This is a genomic window from Paraburkholderia sp. CI3 (assembly GCF_050436505.1).
Taxonomy (GTDB): Bacteria; Pseudomonadota; Gammaproteobacteria; order Burkholderiales; family Burkholderiaceae; genus Paraburkholderia; species Paraburkholderia tuberum.
Genome location: NZ_JBNDMI010000003.1, coordinates 920,892 through 941,929 on the forward strand (window position 1 = coordinate 920,892; position 21,038 = coordinate 941,929).

The following is a 21,038-nucleotide window of genomic DNA, read 5'->3' on the forward strand; positions in this document are numbered from 1 at the left end:
GTTGGACAGAGAGGGGAAGCTAGGTTGCGGATGAAGAAGACGTGGCGGCGGACTTCGCGATGAAACGCCGGTCGCGTGCCGCCCGCCAGCGCGCGACGAGGTTCGGAATCAGCACCGACGCGAGCAGCAGCACGCCGGTCACGATGGTCAGCGTTTCGCTCGATACGTCGTCGAGCGTCAGCGCGTTCTTGAGCACGCCGATGATCAGCAGCGACAGCAGCACGCCGACCATCGAGCCGCGTCCGCCGAAAATGCTGACGCCACCGAACAGCACCGCGGCGATCACCGACAGCTCGAAGCCCTCGCCGTTATCGCCGCGCGCGCTCGTGAAGCGCAGCGTATAGACGATGCCCGCGAGCGCGCTGACGAGACCCGACAGCACGAACAGGCGCAAGCGGATCTTCACGACCTCGATGCCGGAGAACGCGGCGGCGGTCGGATTCGCGCCGATCGCATAGAGACTGCGGCCGAACGCGGTGGCTTGCAGCAGAACCGTGAACAGCACGGCGGCGACGATCACGATCACGAACGGCAACGGAATGAACGTGGGGCCAAGCGTGTTCATGCCGAACGCCGTATAGGCGGCCGGAAAATCCGCGACCGCCTGATCGCCGAGCAGCACATACGCGAGACCGCGAAACAGCGCGAGCGTACCGATCGTGACCGCGAGCGACGGCAGGTTCAGCTTGACGATCACGAGGCCGTTCAGCAGGCCCGCCAGCGCGCCGGCGATCAGCACCACGACGATCACGACCGGCATCGGCAGACCCATGTGCCACAGCACGCCCATCAGCGCGCTCGACGCGCCCAGCACCGACGCGACCGACAGATCGATTTCGGCGGCGACGATGATCAGCGTCATCGGCAGCGCCATTAGCGCGATCTCGGTCAGATCGGCGAATACGTTGCTCAGGTTCGCGCCGGTCAGAAACACCGGCGACAGCCAGCGGCCCAACACCAGCGACACGATCAGCACGATCACCAGCAACGCTTCCCATTGCAGCGGCGTTTCGCGCTTGCGCGTGAGCAGCGCGGAATCGGGTTTAGCCATGATCGCGTTTCCTCATCATGCGTTTGGCGACGGAGCGGGCCAGCAGCGTATCGGCGGCGATCGCGGCGACGATCAGCGCGCCCTGGATCGCCTGCTCCCAGAATGGCGACACGTGCAGCACGACGAGCGCGATGCTGATCACGCCGAGCACGAGCGCACCGAGCGTCGCGCCGAGGATCGTGCCGACGCCGCCCGTAATCGCGACACTGCCGACCACCGCCGCCGCGACGACCTGCAATTCGATGCCCTTCGCGGTGCTGGCATCGACGGTGCCGAAGCGCGCGAGCCACAACGCGCCCGCAAAGCCCGCAATCGCCCCGGACAACAAAAAGCCCGACATCACGCGACGCTCGACGTTCACGCCCGCGAGCCGCGCGGCTTCCGGATTCGAGCCGATCGCATAGTGCTCGCGACCGCCGCGAAACTGCTTCAGATACACCGACAGGCCGGCGAGTACGACGATCGCGATCAGCGCGAGCGTCGGGATGCCGAGCAGCGTGCCGGTCGCGAGCCGCGAGTACGCGTCGGGCAGACTGGTCGCGTTGATCTGGCCACCGTGCACCCATGCGTAATCGGCGCCGCGAAAGATGTACAGCGTCGACAGCGTCGCCACGAGCGAAGGCACGCGCCCCACCGCGACGAGCAGCGCATTGATGCCGCCCGCGACGAGCCCGATCGCGAGCCCCGCGGCCAGCGCGACGAGCACGGGCATATGCGGGAACCCAACGTACAGGCTGCCCACCGCGTACGCGCTGATACCCACCGTCGAGCCGACCGACAGATCGATATGCCGCATCAGGATCACGACGGTCATGCCGGCCGTGAGCAGACCGATGATCGATACGTTCAGCAGCACGTCGCGCAAATTCTGCAGATTCAGGAACTGCGGCTTCGCGAGCCCGGTCCCCGCGATCAGCAGGATCAGCACGACGAACAACGTGGTTTCGCGGCTCTTCGCGACGCTCGCGACGAGGCCGCCCGATGAAGCGGCGGAACGCTTCGGCAGCGACTGCCGCACCGGCGCGGGATGGGTCGAATGGCGCATCATGCTGCACGTCCCAATGGTGAAAGTCCCTGACCGAGCGCGGCGCCCATGATGCGCTCCTCGTTCGCGTCGGCGCGCGCGAGCTCCGCGCTGATGCGGCCTTCGTGCATCACGAGCACGCGATCGGCCATACCGAGCACCTCGGGCAACTCGCTCGAAATCATCAGCACGGCCATGCCATCGCGCACGAGTTCGGCGAGCGCGCCATACACCTCGGCTTTCGCGCCAACGTCGATGCCGCGCGTCGGTTCGTCGATGATCAGCACTTTCGGGCCGGTCGCGAGCCACTTGCCGAGCACCACCTTCTGCTGGTTGCCGCCCGACAGCGTACCGACCGGCGCCCCCGGGTCGCTCGCCTTCAGGCGCAGACGCGTGCCCCACTTGTTGGCGAGCTGCGTTTCGCTGCGCGTCGAAATGAGCCCATGCCGAACGAGCCGTCCGAGCACCGTCATCGACGCATTGCGCGCGATGCTCAGTTCGAGCGCGAGCCCTTGCTGGCGGCGATCCTCCGGCACCAGCGCGAGCCCCGCGCGCACCGCGGCCGCGGGCTTGCCGGTGTCGAGCCGCTTGCCGGTCAGCCACACTTCGCCCGAATCGAGCGGATCGATACCGAAGATCGCCCGCGCGACCTCGCTGCGTCCCGCGCCGACGAGGCCCGCGAGCGCGACGATCTCGCCGGCGCGCACGTCGAACGAGACATCCTTGAAGACGCCGATGCGCGTCAAGCCCCGCACGGACAGACGCACGTCGCCCGGTGTGCAATCGGCCTTCGGATAGAACGTTTGCAGATCGCGGCCGACCATCCTGGCGACGATCGCGTCGGTGCTCAGATCGGCGGTCAGCGCGTCGAAGACTTTCGCGCCATCGCGCATGATCGTCACGCGCTGCGTCAGCGCGAACACTTCGTCGAGCCGGTGCGTGATGAACAGAATCGCGACGTCGCGTTCGCGCAGCTTGCGCACGATCGCGAAGAGCCGCTCGACTTCGGGCAGCGACAATGCGGCCGTCGGTTCATCCATGATCAGCACGCTCGCGTTCAGCGACAACGCCTTCGCGATTTCGATCACCTGCTGATCCGCGATCGACAGACCACGCACCAGTTGATCCGCGCGCAACTCGACGCCGAGCGACGCGAGCAGTCCGTCCACTTCGCGATGCATCGCGTCGTACTGGATGCGGCCGAAGCGGTCGACCGGCTGCCGGCCCATGAAGATGTTTTCCGCGATCGACAGATCGAAGAACAACGTCGGCTCCTGATAGATGACCGCGAGCCCGGCGTCGCGCGCTTCGGCCGGCGTCGCGAAGCGACGTGGCTCGCCGTTCACCAGGAGCTCGCCGGCGTCGGGCTGATGCACCCCGGCGAGAATTTTCACGAGCGTCGATTTGCCCGCGCCGTTCTCGCCGAGCAGCGCATGCACCTCGCCGGGCCACAGCACGAGGTCGCCGTCGGACAGCGCGCGCACCCGGCCGAAGGATTTGCTCGCGTGCCGCAACTCGAGTCGCGGTACCGTGGAAGGGGATGGCTGCACTACGTGTCTCCTTTTTTGCGGCTGCTTCTCTTCGACGCGCCGCGCGTCAAATCCGGTAGTACCGTTCCGCGTTGCGCCGAAACACCGCGTCCTTCTCAGCCTCGCTCGCATCGCCAACGATCGCCGCGTACGCGCGCCACAAATCCGTATACGAACCAAACAGCCGGTCGACCGGAAAATTCGACGCGAACATCGCGCGTTCGACGCCGAACGTATCGATCGTTTCGAGCACATAAGGCCGCAGGCTTTCGACGGTCCAGTGATGATCGAACATCGCGAGCCCGCTGATCTTCACCGCGACGTTCGGACACGCCGCGAGCAGGCGCATGCCTTCGCGCCACGCGCGGTAACCGGCCACGCTATTACGATCGACGAACATGCCCGCATGATTGACGACCAGAAGCGTGTCCGCATGCGCACGCGCCAAGGCGGCCGCCTCTTCCATTTGCGACGGATACAGCTGCAGATCGAACGACAGGTCGTAACGGCGCAGCAACGCGAAATGCTCGCGCCACCGCGGCTCGCGCAGGTAATGACGGCCGACGTAATCGAACAGTTTGTTGTCGTGCACGTTGAGAATCTGCCGGATGCCGCGCGTATTCGCGAACGACGCATGCGCTTCGAGCAACGCGGGCGCATTTTGCGCGGACAGGTCCACGGCGGCGACGATCGCATTCGGCATGCCGCGCGAGGCGTCGCGATCCGCAATCGACTGCAACCAGCGCGTTTCCTCGACGGGATCGGCCGGATCGTGATTCGCTTCGATGTGCACGAGCTTCAGCACGTCGACGTCGCCCGCTTCACCGAGCAGATCGTCGAGCAGATAGTCGTGCTTCAGATCGCGCGCATCGCCGACGAACGACACGCCCGGGTTCTCCAGCCACGGATAGCGATGCGTCTTCAGATCCCACAGATGGATATGCGAATCGACAACCTGCATGCGGCACCTTCGTCCGGTGAAAAGCGTTTCGAGGTTCGTGCGTCGTTGCGGGTTCAGCTCGACTCAACGACTGAGATGAAAGACCGGTTCGAGCGTCTGCGACAGCGGCGTATGATCGGGCGCGGTCTGCATGATGTCGGCCATGTAATCCCACCATTTGCGCATCACGTCGAGTTGCGGCAACTGGTCCATCGTGTGATCGCTGGTGCGCGAGAGCACCGCGAAAAGATGATGCGTGTCGGGATCGAAGAAAATCCGGTAGTCGCGCACGCCGGCGTTGTGCAGCGCGTCAACGAGCTCGGGCCAGATCTGCGTATGACGCCGTTCGTATTCTTCGCGCATGCCGGGGTTCAGCACCATCCGGAAAGCGATTGTCTCCATTGCGGCCTGTCTCCTGTCGACCTCTTCGACCGACTATAATTCCTGCATCGATAGCCTCTCAATCCGTTGTTGGGATTGGTCGATCCACAAACCGAATCGCACGGGCACTCCTACTGGCACCATGAGCCAACATTCAGCCGCCGTCGCACTCGTCAATCGTCTCAAGTTCAAGCATCTCGCCCTGCTCGTCGCACTCGACGACACCCGCAACCTGCATCAGGCCGCCGAGGCCGTCAACGTCGCGCAACCGAGCGCGAGCCGCATGCTCGGCGACATCGAGGAAGCGTTCGGCTTCCTGCTGTTCGAGCGCAACGCGCGCGGCATGACGCCGACGCCGCTCGGCGTCGTCACGCTCGCTTACGCGCGCCGTGCGCTTGCCGAGCTCACACGCTTCGCCGAAGACCTCGATGTCAAACGCCGCGGTGGTCACGGCCAGTTGACCGTCGGCGCGATCATGGGCGCCGCGCCCGATCTGCTGGCGATGTCGGTCGCCGCGCTGAAGACCGAAAGCCCGCTGCTCAGCGTGCGCATCCTCGGTGAAACAAGCGATCAGGTCGTGCAATTGCTGCATCGGCGCGAGGTCGATCTCGCGCTGGGGCGCCTGACCAACCCTCTGCAGCACAACGACTTCAGCTTCGAGCCGCTCGCGCGCGAAACGCTGCTGCTCGTCGTGCGCGCCGTGCATCCGCTCGCGCGGCGCACGCGCATCACGTTGCGCGAACTGGTCGCGTGGCCGTGGGTTGCGCAACCCGTCACGAGTCCGGCGCGCGTGCTGTTCGAGGAAGAACTCGCGCGTGCCGGGCTCGCCACGCCAGTCAATCTGACCGAATGCGCGTCGATCTTCGCGACGCTGCAATTGCTCGAGAATTACGATGCGGTCGCGATGCTGCCGGAGTCGGTCGTGCGCGATCATGTGCGCGGCGGGCTGCTGGTCGCGCTGCCACTCGAAATCGGCAAGAGTCTCGCGGGTTTCGGCATTCTCACGCGCAAGGAAGAGCAGCTCGCCGAGCCGGCGCTGCGCTTCATCGAACTGCTGCGCGGCTTCTCGCGCGACCTCGCGCGCGACAATCCGGCCGCCGCACCCGGCACGCCGACTACGCCCGTCACGGTCAATTGACGCCCGCATCGCGCGTCGCTTATTGCAGGTTCACGAACAGGCCGCCGTCGACGAGCAGCGCGGCGCCCGTCACATAGCGCGCGCGGTCCGACGCGAGAAACACGACGCAATCGGCGACGTCGTCGGGACGCCCGAGGCGGCCGAGCGGAATGCGCTTTTCGAAGTAGGCCTTCTTCGCTTCGTCGGCGAGATCTTCGGCGTTCAGATCGGTCGCGATCGTGCCCGGCATGACAGAGTTGCAGCGGATGCCGAACGGCCCCAACGCGATCGCGCACGACTGCATCAGCGAATGCACGCCGGCCTTGGTCGGCGTGTAATGCGTTTGCATGCCGCCGCCCACCAACGCGCTGATCGAACTCGTCGCGACGATCGCGCCGCCGGTGCCCTGCTTTTTCATCTGCTGCGCGGCAGCCTGCGTGACGAAGAACGCGCCGTTCAGATTGACCGCGACCGTCGATTCGAGCACGTCCGCCGGCATGTCGAGAAAAGCGTGAAACGGGCAGATGCCGGCATTGCTCGCGAGCACGTCGAGCTTGCCGAACGCGTCGACCGTCCGTCGCACCAGCTCCTGGCCGGTGTCGCGCGCCGCGACGTTGCCTTCCACCGCGATCACGCGCCGCCCCAACGCCTCGATTTCGCCGACGACTTCCTCGACCGCCGAGCGCCGGCCATACGATGCGTCGTTGTCGCCCCAGTAGTTGATCGCCACGTCCGCGCCTTCGCGCGCGCAGGTCACCGCGATCGCGCGTCCGATGCCGCGCGAGCCGCCGGTGACGATCACGACTTTGTCCTTGAGCAGCACCTTAGTCTCCTTTGCGGCGGTTCGCCGTTCGGCACAGGTTCAAAACGTTCGACACGTTCAATGCTGATAAGGCCGCACCAGCGCGCATTCCGGATTGAGCCGCACGCCAAAGCCCGGCGTGTCCGGCACCTTCATGCGCCCGTTCACCGGCACCGGCTCGTCGAGCAGCAGCGGGTTGAACATCGGCACGACTTCGTCGGCTTTCGGCGCCATCATCAGAAACTCGGAGAACGGCGAGTTATGGCGCGTGACGACGAAGTGATAGCTGTACACCGACGAGCCATGCGGCACCACCATCACGTTGTGCGCATCGGCGAGCGCGGAAATCTTGATCAGCTCGGTGATGCCGCCGCACCAGCCGACGTCGGGCTGGATCAGATCGCAGCACTGCATCTCCAGCAGCATCCGGAAGCCCCAGCGCGTCGCCTCGTGCTCGCCGGTCGACACCATCATGCCGCGTGGCACGTTGCGGCGCAGTTCGGCGTAACCCCAGTAATCGTCGGGAGGAAGACATTCCTCGAGCCATTTGAGGCCGTATTCGTGCGCGCCTTGCGCGAGCCGCGTCGCGTAGCGCACGTCGAGGCTCATCCAGCAGTCGTACATCAGCCAGAAGTCGTCGCCGACGCGCGAGCGCATGTCGGCGAGCTTGTCGAGGTTTTGCCTGAGTCCGTCTTCGCCTTCCGCGGGACCATGCTGCAACGGCAGCTTGCCGCCGATGAAGCCCATCTCCTTCGCGAGATCGGGCCGCGCGCCGGTCGCATAGAACACCAGCTCGTCGCGCACCGGACCGCCCAATAGCTGATACACGGGCTCCTTGCGAACCTTCGCGAGCAGATCCCACAGCGCGAGATCGACACCGGAAATCGTGTTCAGCACGACGCCCTTGCGCCCGTAGTACAGCGTCGCGAAGTACATCTGATCCCACATCTTCTCGATGTCGGTCACCAGTTGTCCTTCGAGAAAACGCGCGAGATGTTTTTCGACGATGAACGCGCCGATCTCGCCGCCGGTCGTCACCGCGAAGCCCACGGTGCCGTCGCTCGCTTCGATCTCGACGACCAGCGTGCCGAGCACATTGATGCCGAACGACTGGCGGCTCTGGCGGTACTCGGGATAACGCGCCATCGGCGTCGCGATGTGATCGTCGATCCAGTGTCCGCCGGCCTGGTCGTGATAGTCCGCGCCGCCGCCGCGAACGATGAAGGCACGCACGTGCCGGATGGTAGGCATGGCCATGAAAGGGCTCCGTGAGAGAGGCGTCGAAGCGGCTCGACAACGCGCGTTCGAGGCGTGTGCAATACGCTGCGGGACGTGAGCAATGCGCGAGCAGCGCGCTCAATAGGTGGCGCGGCCGCCCGACAGGTCGAATACCGAGCCGGTGCTGAACGCGCAGTCTTCGGAAGACAGCCACAGGATCAGCGACGCCGCTTCTTCCGGCAGCAGGAAACGGTTCATCGGAATCTTCGACAGCATGTAGTCGATGTGCTGCTGCGACATCGAATCGAAGATTTCGGTCTTGGCCGCGGCCGGCGTGACCGCATTGACGAGGATGTTTCTGGTCGCGAGTTCCTTGCCGAGCGACTTGGTGAGCCCGATCAACCCCGCTTTCGATGCGCTGTAGTGCGAAGCATTCGGATTGCCCTCCTTGCCCGCCACCGACGCGATATTGACGATGCGGCCGTAGCCCTGCTTCAGCATCTGCGGCACGACCGCGCGGCAGGTCAGGTACGGACCGATCAGATTCACGTCGATCACGCGGCGCCACATGTCGGGTGCAAGCTCCCAGGTCGTGCCGTTGCCGCCGGTGATGCCCGCGCAGTTGATCAGCACGTCGATCGAGCCGTGCCCGGCGACCGTTTGCGCGGTGGCCTGCTGAACCGCGGCGTCGTCGGTCAGCTCGACCGTGATGGCGCTGACCTTGCCGAGTTCGCTCAGCTCGCGCTGGCTGCGCGCGAGCCGTTCGCTATCGACGTCCCACAACGCGACCGACGCGCCCGAGCGCAACGCCCGCTGCGCGACCGCGTAGCCGATGCCACGCGCGCCGCCGGTGATGACGACCGTGCGCCCCTCCAGATCGATCCGATTCATTGATGCGCTCCTGTAGGCCGCCGTGCGGCGTGCCATCGAGTTGTTGTATATCGCTGCAGTCAATATACGGGCGGTGCGATGCGCCAACAATTCGACAATTCGCGGGGGCGATAGCAAAAGTGGATCGGCAGCGGGAGCGAGCGCTAAAGGGAAGCGAAGCGGCTAATCATCGGCAGCGATGAAAAGCATTGAGACGTACAGAATGGTCGACACGGCGATGATGCCGACGCCGACCAGCACCTTGGTCTGGTCGAAGTTGATCCCGCCGATGATCGCTATGCCGATCCCGAACACCGACGACAACGTGCCGAGCGCCGCGAGGCCCACGTGTATCTTGCTGCGGACCAGCCGTTTGCGCTCCGATTCGGCAGTGGTTTCCGTTTCGCTCTGTTCCATTCCCCGCTCCTTCGCGCGCGACGCGATGACCATCGTGAAACCCGAGCCGCAATGGCCGGCGCGACGTCGAACCGCCGGTTGCGGTTCGACGCCGTGCACCTCGATACGCTTCAGCGTAGTTTATTTAAGCCTTCTCGATCGCCGTTATTTGACGTCCGCGCCATTGCGCGACACCGACGCCGCGATGGCCGAGACGAATACCGCGCGCACCGAATCGCCGACCTTCAGTTTCTCGAGCGCAATGTCCGGCGCCACGTCGAGCGTTTCCGTGCGCGACGGCCCGCGCAGCGTGATCGTGCGCTTCTTGCGATCGATCTTGCGCACCGTCGCGACGACCTCGACGCGCCGCGCCGATGCAACGACACCGTTCGCCGCAGGCTGTGTGACTTCGGTATCGATGCGCTGGCGGATTCCGTTCGGCGCGAGTTTGTCGACGCCGACCAGCACCGCCCTCTTGTACGCAATCGTCACGACGTCGCCGACATGCAGCTTGCTGACGTCGGCGGCTTGCGGATTCACGTCGAAAGTTTCCTCGCCGCCTTGCGGGCCGCGCAGCGTCACGCTGTTCGTCGCGGGATCGATCGCGACGACGCGCGCCTGAACGTGCAGCAGCGCCGCGGCGCCAATTGCCCGCTGTTCCGGCGCGGATGCGGCCGCGTTGTCCTGTGCCAGCGCCGGACCCGCCGCGGCGACGCAAACCACCAGCGCAACCGCGATCGCCTTCACCCGCATGAGCCCGGAGTCCGTTGAATTACAAGCCATGAAATGCTCCTTTTGATTGCGTCGATGTTACGGCAAATTTTTGTCGCAGATCGCGTACTACGCTTGGCACCGGCAAGTGCAGTCGCTTTGAATAAAAAGAAAAACGGACTATTAATCGCTTTTATCGGACGGGGTTACCCTTTTTGAAACCAATGGCGGTTCCTTTCTAATGCGTCGATTTGTCCCGGAGAGCCAATCGCGAAAAGCGCGTGCTTCTCCATGCGATGCAATCGGTATGCGGAGTCGTGGCGGATGAGCTTGCGCAAGGGGCCGCGCGGCTTTGCACATGCGTTCCCGCGAGCGTCAGCGGAGGGGTAGAGAGCTAGCCATAACATATTCCTCGCAACGAGATGGACTACCGGGTGACCCAACGTGAGCGGGTCCGGAAATTGCCGAACGTTATGACTATTTCAAACGGTTTCGGGGATGCTAGCAAACGCGCAAAGGAATGGCAAGAAAAGTGGCTGCGCATCGCCATTCCCGATTAATCGGGTTTGCCGCGTCAAATCTTTTATGACGGTGGGCGATTCATTTGCCATAAAAATATGATCGCTGCAATTCGCTGAGCTCAGATGCCCGGCGACGCCGTCCTCGCTCTGACTCTGTCCGGTTGCCTGACAACAGTCGAATCGGCGCATTCGATATGCATTGAAAAGCGGTGGGCGCGCGGCAGATTGGCAATCGCCGAACGACTCCGCACAAACCCTAATGGATGATACTGAAGCGATTACGCATCGCTGCGCGACGAATACAAAAAATTGTCGTCAATCATTGGAATACTGCGAACACGGGTTATTGATCGAGCGAATTTTGCCGTCAAGGCAACGAAAAAGGACGCCTGAGCCGATGGCCACGGTCACGTGGGCATCACAGGCACAGCGTTTGCTAAAGCTCGCGTCACCGTCTAACGCACACACATTGGTTTATCGAAAGGACACCACACATGGTCACGACTCGCCCCTGCACCGCCGCCTGCGTCATCGACGGCCTCCTCGTCACGCTGACGTTCTATCCGGACAACGGCGTGTTGCGTATTGCCGATTCGTCCGGCGCCTGTCTAAGAGAAACGCGCTGGCATGGGTCATGGCGCGCTCTGCTCGAGGAGTTCCGCGGTTACTACGAAGCGGCGGAAAACGACGCGGCGCGCGGCGTCGACGATATCGTCGCTCGCCTCGGCGAGCGCTGCGCTGATGCCCAGCGGGAATTGGCATTCGCGTGAAACGGCATGCGCTTGCGATCAAGCGCGTGAAAGGCGGCGGCGGCAGCGCTCGGCACCTGTTCGTTGCCTCGCGATCCGGGGTCGTTCCTGGCGCCCCGCTGCCGCTCGCGAACTCTGGTCATTGACCGAAATAAGTCTTGCACTCCGTGCTGAACGAGCATGACTGGCTGCGCCGGCCTCCCGCTTGCGACTCGCCCGCCGGAACACCACCATACGACGCGTTGCGTATGCCCTGCTCACGCGGGTCCCAGTTCTGACCGAACGACATGTCGGTCGTCGCCTGCGCCGATTCGTCCGCATCGTGCTCCATCATCGCGCGACCCGACACGGCGTGGTCCGCCTGGCCGCTCAACTCCTCCGCGATGGCCGTTCTCGGCGCGAGAAACAGAACGGCGGTCGCGGCAATCATCAATATACGTACTCTCATTTCCGGACTCCTCGAATCCGGCGCAGCAGTGTTCGTCCTCCACAAGAATTGATCCGCGAACAGCCAACCTGCCCAATCGGGGCCGAGGAACGGGTCGATGCCAATGCGCTACTGCTGCGACGGGTCACCGAACTAAACAGATGAAGAATTACCGCGCTTGCAACCGATACTCGACGCGTTCCCGAGCGTCGGCGGAATCGGCGCGCACAAGGCGGCTGTAAGTCTGCATTCGCAGCTTGTCGTCCTTCTTTTATAGTTCGCGCACCCCGGAATTCAATCCCAGGAGCTTCCAGCAGTGTCGCCAATCGTCCACACCGTTCGATAAACCGCGTTCACCGACAAATTCAACGTGAACTAAGCGTGCTTTGCTCGCGCATTGCGCTATCATGTTGCTACAACGCACAAAAAGCGAACCCGCACATCGACGAAAGTCCGGTGAAAGACGGACAGCGTGGAATGACTCCATCCATTCGCAATCATTGCATCGAGACACAGAGTTTTTCATAGCGAACGTCAGGCTTACCGGCCTCGTTCGTCGCGTTGCGACATGCTGAAATATTTGCTGATCGAGACTCTCGGTTCGAGGGTCGGTTGTTCCAGCGGCCGTCTTTGTCCGAGGCCGTATTGCAATTCAGGGAGCAACGTTTTTAACCCGGCACATGGCATTTCCGTCAATCGACAACCCCACCGCGGGCCGGCCCCATTCAGTCGGGCTCGATGCTTCGCAGCTTTTTCCCCGCAATCTGTCTTCGACAGCACGCTGCACGTTTTAGAAGGACGAATATCCTATGGACGAAAGGAAGCGAGATAGCATGATTGCGTATCTCCGCCATCGTATGGAAGAGTTTGGTATCAGACCAGAAGACCTTGCCGCAGCGCTGGCGACCGAGTCATTGGCCAAAAAGGCTGAGCGCTATCGCAATGCGACCGGAGACAGCTGGGACGGCAATGGCGAAATGCCGCAATGGTTGAAGCAGGCTATTAGTGCCGGCCAGAGCATTGAGCATTTCGAATTGGCCGCAAAACCGGCGCCCGCGCCCCAACCGAAAAAACAGGTGGACTGGTCGAATGACCCGTTCGCCGGCACGCGGCTCGGGCGCCCGAATAACCGCTAGGTGCAGGCCGCCGCGCTCGAAGGCGCGGGCACAATGGCTGCGGCTTCGAAACGAACCGCCGTGCCACGCACCGGTTTTGCGCCACCGCTTGCCACGTTTACGGCATTCACCGTATTCCCCGCATTGACGGCATTCGCCGCATCGACGAGATTCGCGTGATTCGAGGCAGGCTGCGCATATTGCGGCAGTTCGATAAGCGCGCTGACCTGCCGGACGATCTGCCAGAAGGTCTTGTCGAAAAGACGGGCCTGCTCGTCAGCGGACCCGTGGCCGCCCGCGAGCGGATCGGTAATAGTCCAATAGACGAACGCCGATGCGCCGGGAAACACCGGCGCGTGCAGTCCGCCGACGAATTCGTCGAGCGCGATCACGATATCCATGCGCGGCGCCCATTCGCCGGTGAATTCGAGCCAGCTTTTAGGGCTCAGCACCGCGCGCCCGGAAATGCCGGGCCGCAATTGCGCGACCGCGAGTGGATGAAGGCGCGCGGCCGGTTCAGGGCCCGCGCTGAACGCGTCGAACCGGTGCCCCGCCAGTTCGCGCAGTAAAGCTTCGGCAATGATGCTGCGGATCGAATTATCGCGGCAGAGAAACAACACCTTATATTTTCTGGACACGCTTACCCCGTACCGATGTTTTTTTATTGGCCTCTGGGCGGAATTGTGCCGCTCCAGTCTTGCGCCCCCGTGACACTACGGCATCTTTATTATTTGCGCCTCGGGATTCGCACCAGGTATCTCGACTCACGGGCACAGAGCACAACTTTGCGAACGATGGGCAGTGTACCAGTGTCCGGCCCGCTGTTTCAGCACCCTGTCAATATTTGCCAGATCAACCGACGCTGCCGCCGGCCCGCCGGTCCGGCACGATGGGCTTGGCCCGGTCGCCGTCGGCGGCGGGTCAGAACTTCAGGCTGTTGAGGAACTGAAACCACAGGTTGCCGAGCGCGCCGGCCGGATGCATGTCGCTGACGGTTTCGTCGCGCTTCGCATGGTTCTCGCGTCTGGAAGGCTGCGTGTCGTGAGGGGCGGTTTGCGAGGCCGCGCCGGTGTCTTGCGCGCGGTCCGCCAGTTCGGGCTCGGACGCCTCGGCTTGCGCCGCTTGCGCGCTCTTCGCGGTCTTTCCCGCGCGCTGGGCGTGTTGCGCGGCGTCCGCCTCGTCGCGGCGCGCGGCCTGCAACGCCGCGACGCTGTCGGCGATCTGCGCGGCGCGCTGCGGTTCGCATTGCCGCCCGAGCAATACGCCGAACAGCACGTCGCGATTGTGGCCCTGGTCGGCGAAGCGGATCGCGATCGACACCATCTCGGCATACGCGGCTTCGTCGGCCGCGCGCGCCGCTGCCTCGCGCTTCGCCTGCGCGCGTTGCCGACGCGTGTGCTGCGCCTCCCACTCGCGCATCTGCTCGGTGTAGACCGCGTCGTAGACGTTGCGCTGCTCGGCATCGGACAGGATCGCGTACGCGTCCTTGATTTCCTGGAACGCCGCGCGCGCCACGTCCTCGTCACCGTGGTTGCGGTCCGGATGCCACTTCATCGCGGCTTTACGGTAGGCCCGCTTGATTTCGTCGTCGGTGGCGTGCGCGGGCACGCCGAGCGTCTCATACAGGGTTGCCATGCTGGACTCGATCTCGCGAAAAATCACTGCGGGCATCGTAGCATGCTAAAAGCGGCGTCATCGTGACCCGGCCTCCACGCAAGCACGCGCATGCCGGCATTGCCGCGATGGCACGGCGGCAGATCGTCCTCCAACGGCCCACGAAAAAAAGGCCCCACCACTTGCGTAGCGAGACCGAGTCCCATGTCTAAGGAGATGTCATGGAGGAGAGACGAGCCCATCTTGTCGTCAGACCCGCACGCGCCCAACCAACGGTTCGCCATCTGCTTATCGGCCGCGCGCTCACGTGCATTGCAAAGCGCCCGCCGCGTCGAGCCATGCGACTGCGAGCCTGGCCTGCGCACCGAGCCCCGCCACCTCCATCGCCGCTGACGGTCGTCCCGCGCGCGTCCTGCACGCGGTCTGAATACTCCCCGGGCACCGTGACGCCGCCGCAATCGCGCGCGGCGCCACGCTTTGCGCCGAGCGACCGTGCGCCACATAACAGACACCGTGCCTCCACGCGAATAGAGTCACCGGACACAGCGACTTCGATCCAATCCGGGCTTCTGATTACCACTCCGGCCCCGCGCTGATTTGCTTTCGACGAAAGATTGGTTCAACCGCTGCGCAGCGCGCCCTACGCTTGACCTGCCCGCCGCTTCACTCACCTATGGCAACGACAGGGCCGCGCCACACGCATTGGTATTCCGCACGACATTCGCGGGCACACAGACAAGTCAAGATCATGAACTCACACATCCGCTACAAGGGCTACGAGGTCGAAGCGGCAACGCAACCGCTCCCCAACGGATTATTCGCCGCCAATCTGACGATCGAGCAGCGCGACGAGAATACGCGCAAGGCTTATTCGTTCGACGCGCTCGACTACTTCTTCGACGAAGAGCATGCACTCGCCTACGCGTCGGACTGGGGCCGTATGTGGATCGATAATCACCAATAAGGCGATCCCGGAGCGCATCGATATCGATGACAGCGAGCGCGACACGCGTTGCGCATCGCCCGGCATCGGGTTTCAGGCGGATGTGCCAGAATAGCTGAACCCTTGCGTTCGCTGTCTGCCCGCGTGAGCTGTCCGCTACTTCGACGGATGCAGTCGAAACTCGCGCCGCCCGCGACGCACCCATCGATACGGAGACGCCGGTCATGACATGGACCGTCGACGCACAGCTCGCGCTCAGCGCGACACAAGCGGTCGAGGCGCTGCAATCGGGCCGCCTCAAAGCCGCCGACTACGTCGCCACCCTGCTTGCGCGCGCCGCCGCGCTCACGCACCTGAATGCGCTCACCACGCTTGACTTCCACGGCGCGCTCGCGGCGGCGCAGCGCATCGACGCATTGCCGCCGGCTGAGCGGGCACGTCTGCCGCTCGCCGGTTTGCCGATCGTCGTCAAGGACAACATCAACACCGCAGGTCTACCGACGACGGCCGGCACGCCCGCGCTCGCGGGCTTCGTGCCGAACACCAACGCCCCATCTGTGCAACGCCTCGTCGACGCGGGCGCGATCGTGCTCGGCAAGGCCAACATGCACGAACTCGCGTTCGGCATCACGAGTACCAACCTGTCCGCGCACGCGGGGCCGGTGCGCAATCCGTACGATCCGTCGCTGATACCGGGCGGCTCGTCGGGTGGCACCGCCGTGGCGATCGCCGCGCGCATCGCGCCCGCCGGACTCGGCACCGACACCGGCGGCTCGACCCGCATCCCGGCCGCGCTGACCGGCACCGCAGGCTTGCGTCCATCGGTCGGCAATGGCGGTGCCGAGCGGCGCTATCACGACCCCAACGCGGTGGTGCCGATCAGCCATACGCGCGATACCGTCGGGCCGATGGCACGCAGCGTCGCCGACCTGGCGCTGCTCGACGGCGTGATCACCGGCGACGGCGCGTTGCCTGCGATTGCGCTCGACGGCTTGCGCATCGGCTTGCCCGCGCCGCTGTGGGATGCTCTCGAGCGACAGGTCGAGGACGTCGCGCGCGCCGCACTGCAAAAGCTCGAAGCGGCGGGCGTCACGTTCGTGCCGGTCGCGATGCATGAGTTGGAGTATCTGAACGGGATGGTCGGCGGTCCGCTCGCCATTCACGAAGCGCGCGACGACGTGCTCGCGTGGTTGGTCGCGAATCGGGCGCCGGTGCAAACCGTCGCCGCACTGGCCGTGCGCATCGCGAGCCCGGATGTGCGCGCGATCTACGACGACGTGCTCGCCGACGTGCTCGGCTCGCACTACTCGGCGGCGCTCAACTACTGGCGACCGCGGCTGCGGAACTACGTCGCCGCGACGTTCGCGAATGCCGGTCTCGACGCGTTGCTGTTTCCGACGACGCGGCTCGTCGCGGTACCGATCGACGATCTGAACGGCTCGTCGACGGTCACGATCGACGGCGGTCCACCAATCGATACGATGGAAGCGTTCCTGCGTAATACCGACCCGGCCAGCACATCCGGCATTCCGGGGCTGTCGCTGCCGGCGGGTATCAGCGCGAGCGGGCTGCCGGTCGGCCTCGAACTCGATGGACCGCTCGGCTCGGACAGGCGCCTGCTGGCCATCGGTATCGCGTTCGAACAGGTACTGGGAACGTTGCCCGCGCCGGTGCTTTGAAGCCCGTGTTTCACGTGCGCGCCATCAGGTTTGTGCTTTAATGCCTGCGCGTTGCAGCCCGCATTCCGACGCTTTGCCCGCCCGAACCTCCTCTTAAGCGACGATGACGACCCCCGCCACCGCCCTCTCATTTCGCGGCCTCGTACGCCGCGTCGTTCACTTGAGCGCCGTGCTCGCGGTCGCTTTCGCCGCCAGCGCCTGCGCGCGCCTCGCGACGGTCGATTCCAACGCGCTGTGGAAGATCGTCGACATCCGCTGCGTGCCGTCGCAGCAGGCCACGGGCACACCGGGTCAATGCACGGTCGTCGATCTCGACAAACGCTACGTCGTCCTGAAGGACATTCTCGGCCCCTCGCAGTTTCTGCTGATGCCGACCGATCGCATCACCGGCATCGAAAGTCCGCTGATCCTCGCGCCCGATGCGAAGGACTACTGGCGTGACGCGTGGGATTCGCGTCATTACGTGCAGCAAGCGGTCAAACGCGAGTTGCCCGACGATCTGCTCGGCCTCGAAATCAACTCCGAATCTCGTCGCTCGCAAAACCAGCTGCATATCCACATCGATTGCATGCGGCGTGAAGTCAGCGCCGCGCTCGCCGATCACGCTCACGACACGCCTGGCGAGTGGCGTTGGGAGACGCTCGATGGCGAGCGCTACAGGATCATGCGGGTGAACTCGCTGAGCGGCGCCGACAACCCGTTCCGGATCGTCGCCCGCGACAATCCTGATCCGGCGACGATGGCCACCCAAACCATCCTGGTTACCGGTGCGGGACCGTCCGCGGCTCGGGATGGCTGGCTGATCGTCAACAGCGGTATCGACATCGAAGGCGGCAGCGGCACGGCCGAAGGGCTGCTCGATCACGCGTGCCGCGTCGCGGACGATCATTGAGCGTTTGCCGAACACGCAGAATTCGCGCCCGCTTTTCCACGATTGCGCAGATGCATTACTCAATCAAATGGTTCGGGCGCACAGCGTTGCCCCGTACGATCGGTCTTAACCTGCGAGTCGCGACGGCGATTGGCGCGACGTACCCGCATGGCTCGCGCGATACACGATCAGATCGAGCGGCTCAAGGCCGGCATCCACCGGGCCGGAATTGACCCGCACCAGCATGCGAGCAACGGAGTCATTGCCGGCCCGCGCCGTGCAAAACCAGCAAGGTTACGGTTTTCGGCGGCAGAGTAAGGTGCAATTGGCCGCTCGCATAGTCGGTGTCGTGCAGACGGGATATGGCATTGTCCATGAGTTGCCAGGTCTGGGCTTTGCCTTGAGTCACATCAAAGTTGTTGATCGCAATTGTGGCGTCAGCCGGTTGATCAAGCTGCTTGTTGATCACCACGATGGTCATGACGCGGTCGTGATCACGCACGGCGGCAAAAGACGAGACCCGATCCGGGTCGGGCTGCGTGTCGGCGATGCTGGTGGTGCCAAAGCCCGAGCCCTGGCCATCGTAGTTGCGATAGAGCTTGATCGCCTTGTAGACCGGCATGTCCCGATTCAATGTGCCCCAGCGCGTGGCAATGTCCAACCCTTCCCGGCCAAAGATGCCCAGCACGTCGGCCTGGGCCGTGGCGCCGTTCATGGTCGTATCGCCGCCCCAACTGTATTCCGTCAGCGCGATCGGCGTACCAGCGTAGTAATAGCTGTCGACCCACCGCCGCATCAATGGAATCAAGGCCACCACGCTATTGATCCAGGTCGGATCCTTGTAGCTCGTATCCCACAGGTCGCGCGTGGAGCGGTTACGGGCGAGTTCAATGGCAGGCGTTTCAGCCGTGGCCGCATTCTGGTTTTCCTTGAATTCTCCGCCCTGCGGGTAAAAGTGCAGGCTGAAAACGTCGACAGGGCGGCCGGCCTGCTTCCATTGCGTGAGCAGCCATGGGACGTAGTCCATGCCTCGCGTTTCGTTTTCCCTGTCCGGCGGATTGCCCTGACCGTGCGCGGCGAAGTACTGCTGATCGAAGCCGCTAAAGCGATACCCGGTCCAACCCCACTCTTCCGGTGCCACGACCCGCGCGCCCGGGTCTGCCGCCTTCACGGCGTGCGAATAGGCGATCACCTTGTTCGCTACCTCGCTGGCATGAGCGCCGATGGGATGCATGTCGCGATGGTTGATTTGCCACAGACTCGGCTCATTGTCCATCAGGTAGTAATGCACACCGTCCGAGCCGGCACTACCGGATCCACGCGTGAGTTGCCTGACGCGCTCCTGCTGGCTCTGCGGATCGTCCAGCAACGAAGCATCGTCCGGGTCGTTCCTGATAGGGGTGCCGTCGGGTGCGATGCCGTTGCCCGCGTCAGACAAACCGTGAGCGTCGACACTCTGCTGCTTGCCGTACTTGCTGACCGAAAAACTGACGAGCGGCTTACCGTCCTTATCGAGTCGCGCTACCCTGCCGATCATCGGGATGGTCAGCATCGGGGAAGCGTGTCCGTCACGGGTAAGCGCCGCGAAACGGTCGTTATATTGGTAGATGTCTTTTGGATCGGTCGGCAGGCTTTCGAAAAACCAGTCCTGGCCCGTGTTGTGAGCGTCGACCCGCCAGTTGTAAGCCGAAGCGGTGTTGCCGCCCGAGCGGTTGATCGGCACGCGCAGATCCCGCAGGATTTCCGCCGTCCCGAAGTTCAAGCCATAGATGAGCGGGCTGATTGGATGCCGGTTGGCCGCGGCATCCACCGTAATGATCACCGGCAGCGGCGCAGCCATAGGCAGATCGGCGTATAGCAGCGCGCCCGCCCCTAGCATCATCGCCATCAAGCTATGGCAGTTAAAGTGTGCTGGCTTCGACATGCGGAGTCCGTGAGTCTATGGCGCTGGATTTCGGCACGACGACCGTATCTTCCGCTTCGAGCGGCGACTGCAGATCCCGTTCGTCCAATTCCCAAACGACGAGCCTGGGCGGTGTCTGAGCATAAGCCGGACTCGCGAAATAGGCGCGCGCCGAGCCGCCGAACTTGCCGCCCTCGCGTGCGAAATTACCCACGCCTGTTCCGAGTGCCAAAGCGAGCTGAGGCACGAAATCGGACGTCGTCGAATAAGAAGTGCCGATCACGGCGATGCCAGGCAGATCGGCATCGCCGAACAGATCGTCGGCTGACGCGGCCGCCTGAGCCTGAGGAATGTAGTCACGGCTGGCCGCAATCTCAGGCCTCGGCTGCCAGGACGGCGGCAAATCATCCAGGCCGGCCAGACGCACAAGATCACCGGGCCGCCGGCCGGGAGGCTTGTCTGTGACGCGATAGTCGGGCTTACTCGAACCCAGCGGGACCCCCATCGCACGGATGCGCTGCGCCACGGCCTGCGCCGCGGCACCCGCGCCGTCCTCGGTCCAGTGCGTGTCAGTCCGAAAAAAAGCGCCGCCCGGCGCGCCACGCAGCGCCGCACTTAGATCCAGCACCTGCACGCCGTCAGCGGTCAGACGCGAGGTCCACTCAGCGAGACGCGCACCCAACGAAACCGGACGATACAGACTGCACAGATGCTGCGGCTCGATACGCGACTTGTCGGGCACCACGACGACCAGCAACGCGATACCGTGCCTCGCCAGCTCGCGCTGCACGGCGGCCACCGTGTCCGCGCGCGTGGCGAGATGACTGTCGCTATCGGCATACACGCTGAGTTCGTCGCGCAGGAACAACCAGCCCGGGCAGCCCTGCCGCACGCGCGGCCCCAGATCGTGCAGCGTCAGCCAACCCAGCGCACGCTGCGCGCGCGCCGCGTCGGCGGCGATCGGCGTATCGGCCATGCGATTGGCGAGTTCTTTCGATACCGCACCGTCCAGAATGCCGGCCCGGGTCACGGCATGAGGCAACACCGATTCGGTCGTCGACGCGAACCTGAGATTGGAAAGCAGGCCCGCGAACAGGAAGACCATCAGGATGACGGCAGCGATCTTGCTGGCGCGCGAGGCGGGTAATTGAGGTAGCGGCTTGGGATCTTCCATGGC

At 63.9% G+C, this 21,038-nt stretch carries 21 protein-coding genes; 6 read left to right on the top strand and 15 right to left on the bottom strand.

Annotated features, from left to right (window positions below; genetic code table 11):
- Positions 1 to 19: 19 nt before the first annotated feature.
- The 5 genes from OKW29_RS13040 to rhaM form a co-directional block, all read right to left on the bottom strand.
- On the bottom strand, positions 20 to 1,051 hold the full coding sequence (locus OKW29_RS13040; protein WP_429291339.1) for an ABC transporter permease: 1,032 nt from the start codon (positions 1,049 to 1,051) through the stop codon (positions 20 to 22).
- Positions 1,044 to 2,099: an ABC transporter permease gene (locus OKW29_RS13045; RefSeq protein ID WP_184031485.1), complete on the bottom strand. Its 1,056-nt coding sequence runs from the start codon at positions 2,097 to 2,099 to the stop codon at positions 1,044 to 1,046. The genes OKW29_RS13040 and OKW29_RS13045 overlap by 8 nt, the downstream gene beginning before the upstream one ends.
- On the bottom strand, positions 2,096 to 3,625 hold the full coding sequence (locus tag OKW29_RS13050) for a sugar ABC transporter ATP-binding protein (protein ID WP_184062735.1): 1,530 nt from the start codon (positions 3,623 to 3,625) through the stop codon (positions 2,096 to 2,098). The genes OKW29_RS13045 and OKW29_RS13050 overlap by 4 nt, the downstream gene beginning before the upstream one ends.
- A 46-nt stretch (positions 3,626 to 3,671) precedes the next feature.
- Positions 3,672 to 4,565, bottom strand: a complete 894-nt coding sequence (locus tag OKW29_RS13055) for an amidohydrolase family protein (protein ID WP_429291340.1) — start codon at positions 4,563 to 4,565, stop codon at positions 3,672 to 3,674.
- 63 nt (positions 4,566 to 4,628) lie between these two features.
- Positions 4,629 to 4,946 (bottom strand): L-rhamnose mutarotase, encoded by a 318-nt coding sequence (gene rhaM / locus OKW29_RS13060; RefSeq protein ID WP_429291341.1) that lies wholly within the window; start codon positions 4,944 to 4,946, stop codon positions 4,629 to 4,631.
- A gap of 121 nt (positions 4,947 to 5,067) precedes the next feature.
- Here rhaM and OKW29_RS13065 point away from each other — a divergent pair, with 121 nt between their 5' ends.
- Positions 5,068 to 6,063 (top strand): LysR family transcriptional regulator, encoded by a 996-nt coding sequence (locus OKW29_RS13065; protein WP_018425428.1) that lies wholly within the window; start codon positions 5,068 to 5,070, stop codon positions 6,061 to 6,063.
- 19 nt (positions 6,064 to 6,082) lie between these two features.
- Here OKW29_RS13065 and OKW29_RS13070 read toward each other — a convergent pair whose 3' ends face one another.
- From OKW29_RS13070 to OKW29_RS13090, 5 genes are all read right to left on the bottom strand, one after another.
- The gene (locus OKW29_RS13070) at positions 6,083 to 6,865 is read right to left on the bottom strand and encodes an SDR family NAD(P)-dependent oxidoreductase (RefSeq protein WP_429291342.1); all 783 of its coding nucleotides are present in this window, start codon (positions 6,863 to 6,865) and stop codon (positions 6,083 to 6,085) included.
- Between the two features lie 57 nt (positions 6,866 to 6,922).
- A complete protein-coding gene (gene rhmD, locus OKW29_RS13075) occupies positions 6,923 to 8,101 on the bottom strand; it encodes an L-rhamnonate dehydratase (protein ID WP_429291343.1) in 1,179 nt (392 codons plus the stop codon).
- A 99-nt stretch (positions 8,102 to 8,200) separates the two neighbouring features.
- Positions 8,201 to 8,953 (bottom strand): SDR family NAD(P)-dependent oxidoreductase, encoded by a 753-nt coding sequence (locus OKW29_RS13080; protein WP_090810144.1) that lies wholly within the window; start codon positions 8,951 to 8,953, stop codon positions 8,201 to 8,203.
- Positions 8,954 to 9,115: 162 nt separating this feature from the next.
- On the bottom strand, positions 9,116 to 9,349 hold the full coding sequence (locus OKW29_RS13085) for a hypothetical protein (protein ID WP_429291344.1): 234 nt from the start codon (positions 9,347 to 9,349) through the stop codon (positions 9,116 to 9,118).
- Positions 9,350 to 9,493: 144 nt separating this feature from the next.
- The gene (locus OKW29_RS13090; RefSeq protein WP_429291345.1) at positions 9,494 to 10,111 is read right to left on the bottom strand and encodes a copper-binding protein; all 618 of its coding nucleotides are present in this window, start codon (positions 10,109 to 10,111) and stop codon (positions 9,494 to 9,496) included.
- 943 nt (positions 10,112 to 11,054) lie between these two features.
- Between OKW29_RS13090 and OKW29_RS13095 the strand changes: the two genes are divergently transcribed.
- Positions 11,055 to 11,330, top strand: coding sequence for a hypothetical protein (locus tag OKW29_RS13095; protein WP_184031549.1), 276 nt, complete (start codon positions 11,055 to 11,057; stop codon positions 11,328 to 11,330).
- Between the two features lie 118 nt (positions 11,331 to 11,448).
- Here OKW29_RS13095 and OKW29_RS13100 read toward each other — a convergent pair whose 3' ends face one another.
- Positions 11,449 to 11,757, bottom strand: a complete 309-nt coding sequence (locus OKW29_RS13100) for a hypothetical protein (protein WP_187616267.1) — start codon at positions 11,755 to 11,757, stop codon at positions 11,449 to 11,451.
- 788 nt (positions 11,758 to 12,545) lie between these two features.
- On the opposite strand from OKW29_RS13100, the gene OKW29_RS13105 reads away from it, so the two are divergent.
- A complete protein-coding gene (locus OKW29_RS13105; protein ID WP_184011295.1) occupies positions 12,546 to 12,872 on the top strand; it encodes an H-NS family nucleoid-associated regulatory protein in 327 nt (108 codons plus the stop codon).
- Here OKW29_RS13105 and OKW29_RS13110 read toward each other — a convergent pair.
- A complete protein-coding gene (locus OKW29_RS13110; RefSeq protein WP_429291346.1) occupies positions 12,869 to 13,489 on the bottom strand; it encodes an arsenate reductase ArsC in 621 nt (206 codons plus the stop codon). The genes OKW29_RS13105 and OKW29_RS13110 overlap by 4 nt on opposite strands.
- Positions 13,490 to 13,772: 283 nt before the next feature.
- Positions 13,773 to 14,486, bottom strand: coding sequence for a J domain-containing protein (locus OKW29_RS13115; protein WP_429291347.1), 714 nt, complete (start codon positions 14,484 to 14,486; stop codon positions 13,773 to 13,775).
- A gap of 727 nt (positions 14,487 to 15,213) precedes the next feature.
- Between OKW29_RS13115 and OKW29_RS13120 the strand changes: the two genes are divergently transcribed.
- From OKW29_RS13120 to OKW29_RS13130, 3 genes are all read left to right on the top strand, one after another.
- Positions 15,214 to 15,429: a transcriptional regulator gene (locus OKW29_RS13120; protein WP_184062756.1), complete on the top strand. Its 216-nt coding sequence runs from the start codon at positions 15,214 to 15,216 to the stop codon at positions 15,427 to 15,429.
- Between the two features lie 203 nt (positions 15,430 to 15,632).
- The gene (gene iaaH, locus OKW29_RS13125; protein ID WP_429291348.1) at positions 15,633 to 17,087 is read left to right on the top strand and encodes an indoleacetamide hydrolase; all 1,455 of its coding nucleotides are present in this window, start codon (positions 15,633 to 15,635) and stop codon (positions 17,085 to 17,087) included.
- A 103-nt stretch (positions 17,088 to 17,190) separates the two neighbouring features.
- The gene (locus OKW29_RS13130) at positions 17,191 to 17,979 is read left to right on the top strand and encodes a CDP-diacylglycerol diphosphatase (protein ID WP_429291349.1); all 789 of its coding nucleotides are present in this window, start codon (positions 17,191 to 17,193) and stop codon (positions 17,977 to 17,979) included.
- Between the two features lie 238 nt (positions 17,980 to 18,217).
- Here OKW29_RS13130 and OKW29_RS13135 read toward each other — a convergent pair whose 3' ends face one another.
- Positions 18,218 to 19,882 carry a glycoside hydrolase family 44 protein gene (locus tag OKW29_RS13135; protein ID WP_429291350.1) on the bottom strand — a complete coding sequence of 555 codons (1,665 nt, stop codon included), beginning with the start codon at positions 19,880 to 19,882 and terminating at the stop codon, positions 18,218 to 18,220.
- The gene (locus OKW29_RS13140) at positions 19,860 to 21,035 is read right to left on the bottom strand and encodes an alginate O-acetyltransferase AlgX-related protein (protein WP_429291351.1); all 1,176 of its coding nucleotides are present in this window, start codon (positions 21,033 to 21,035) and stop codon (positions 19,860 to 19,862) included. Before OKW29_RS13140 ends, OKW29_RS13135 begins: the two co-directional genes overlap by 23 nt.
- Positions 21,036 to 21,038: the final 3 nt, after the last annotated feature.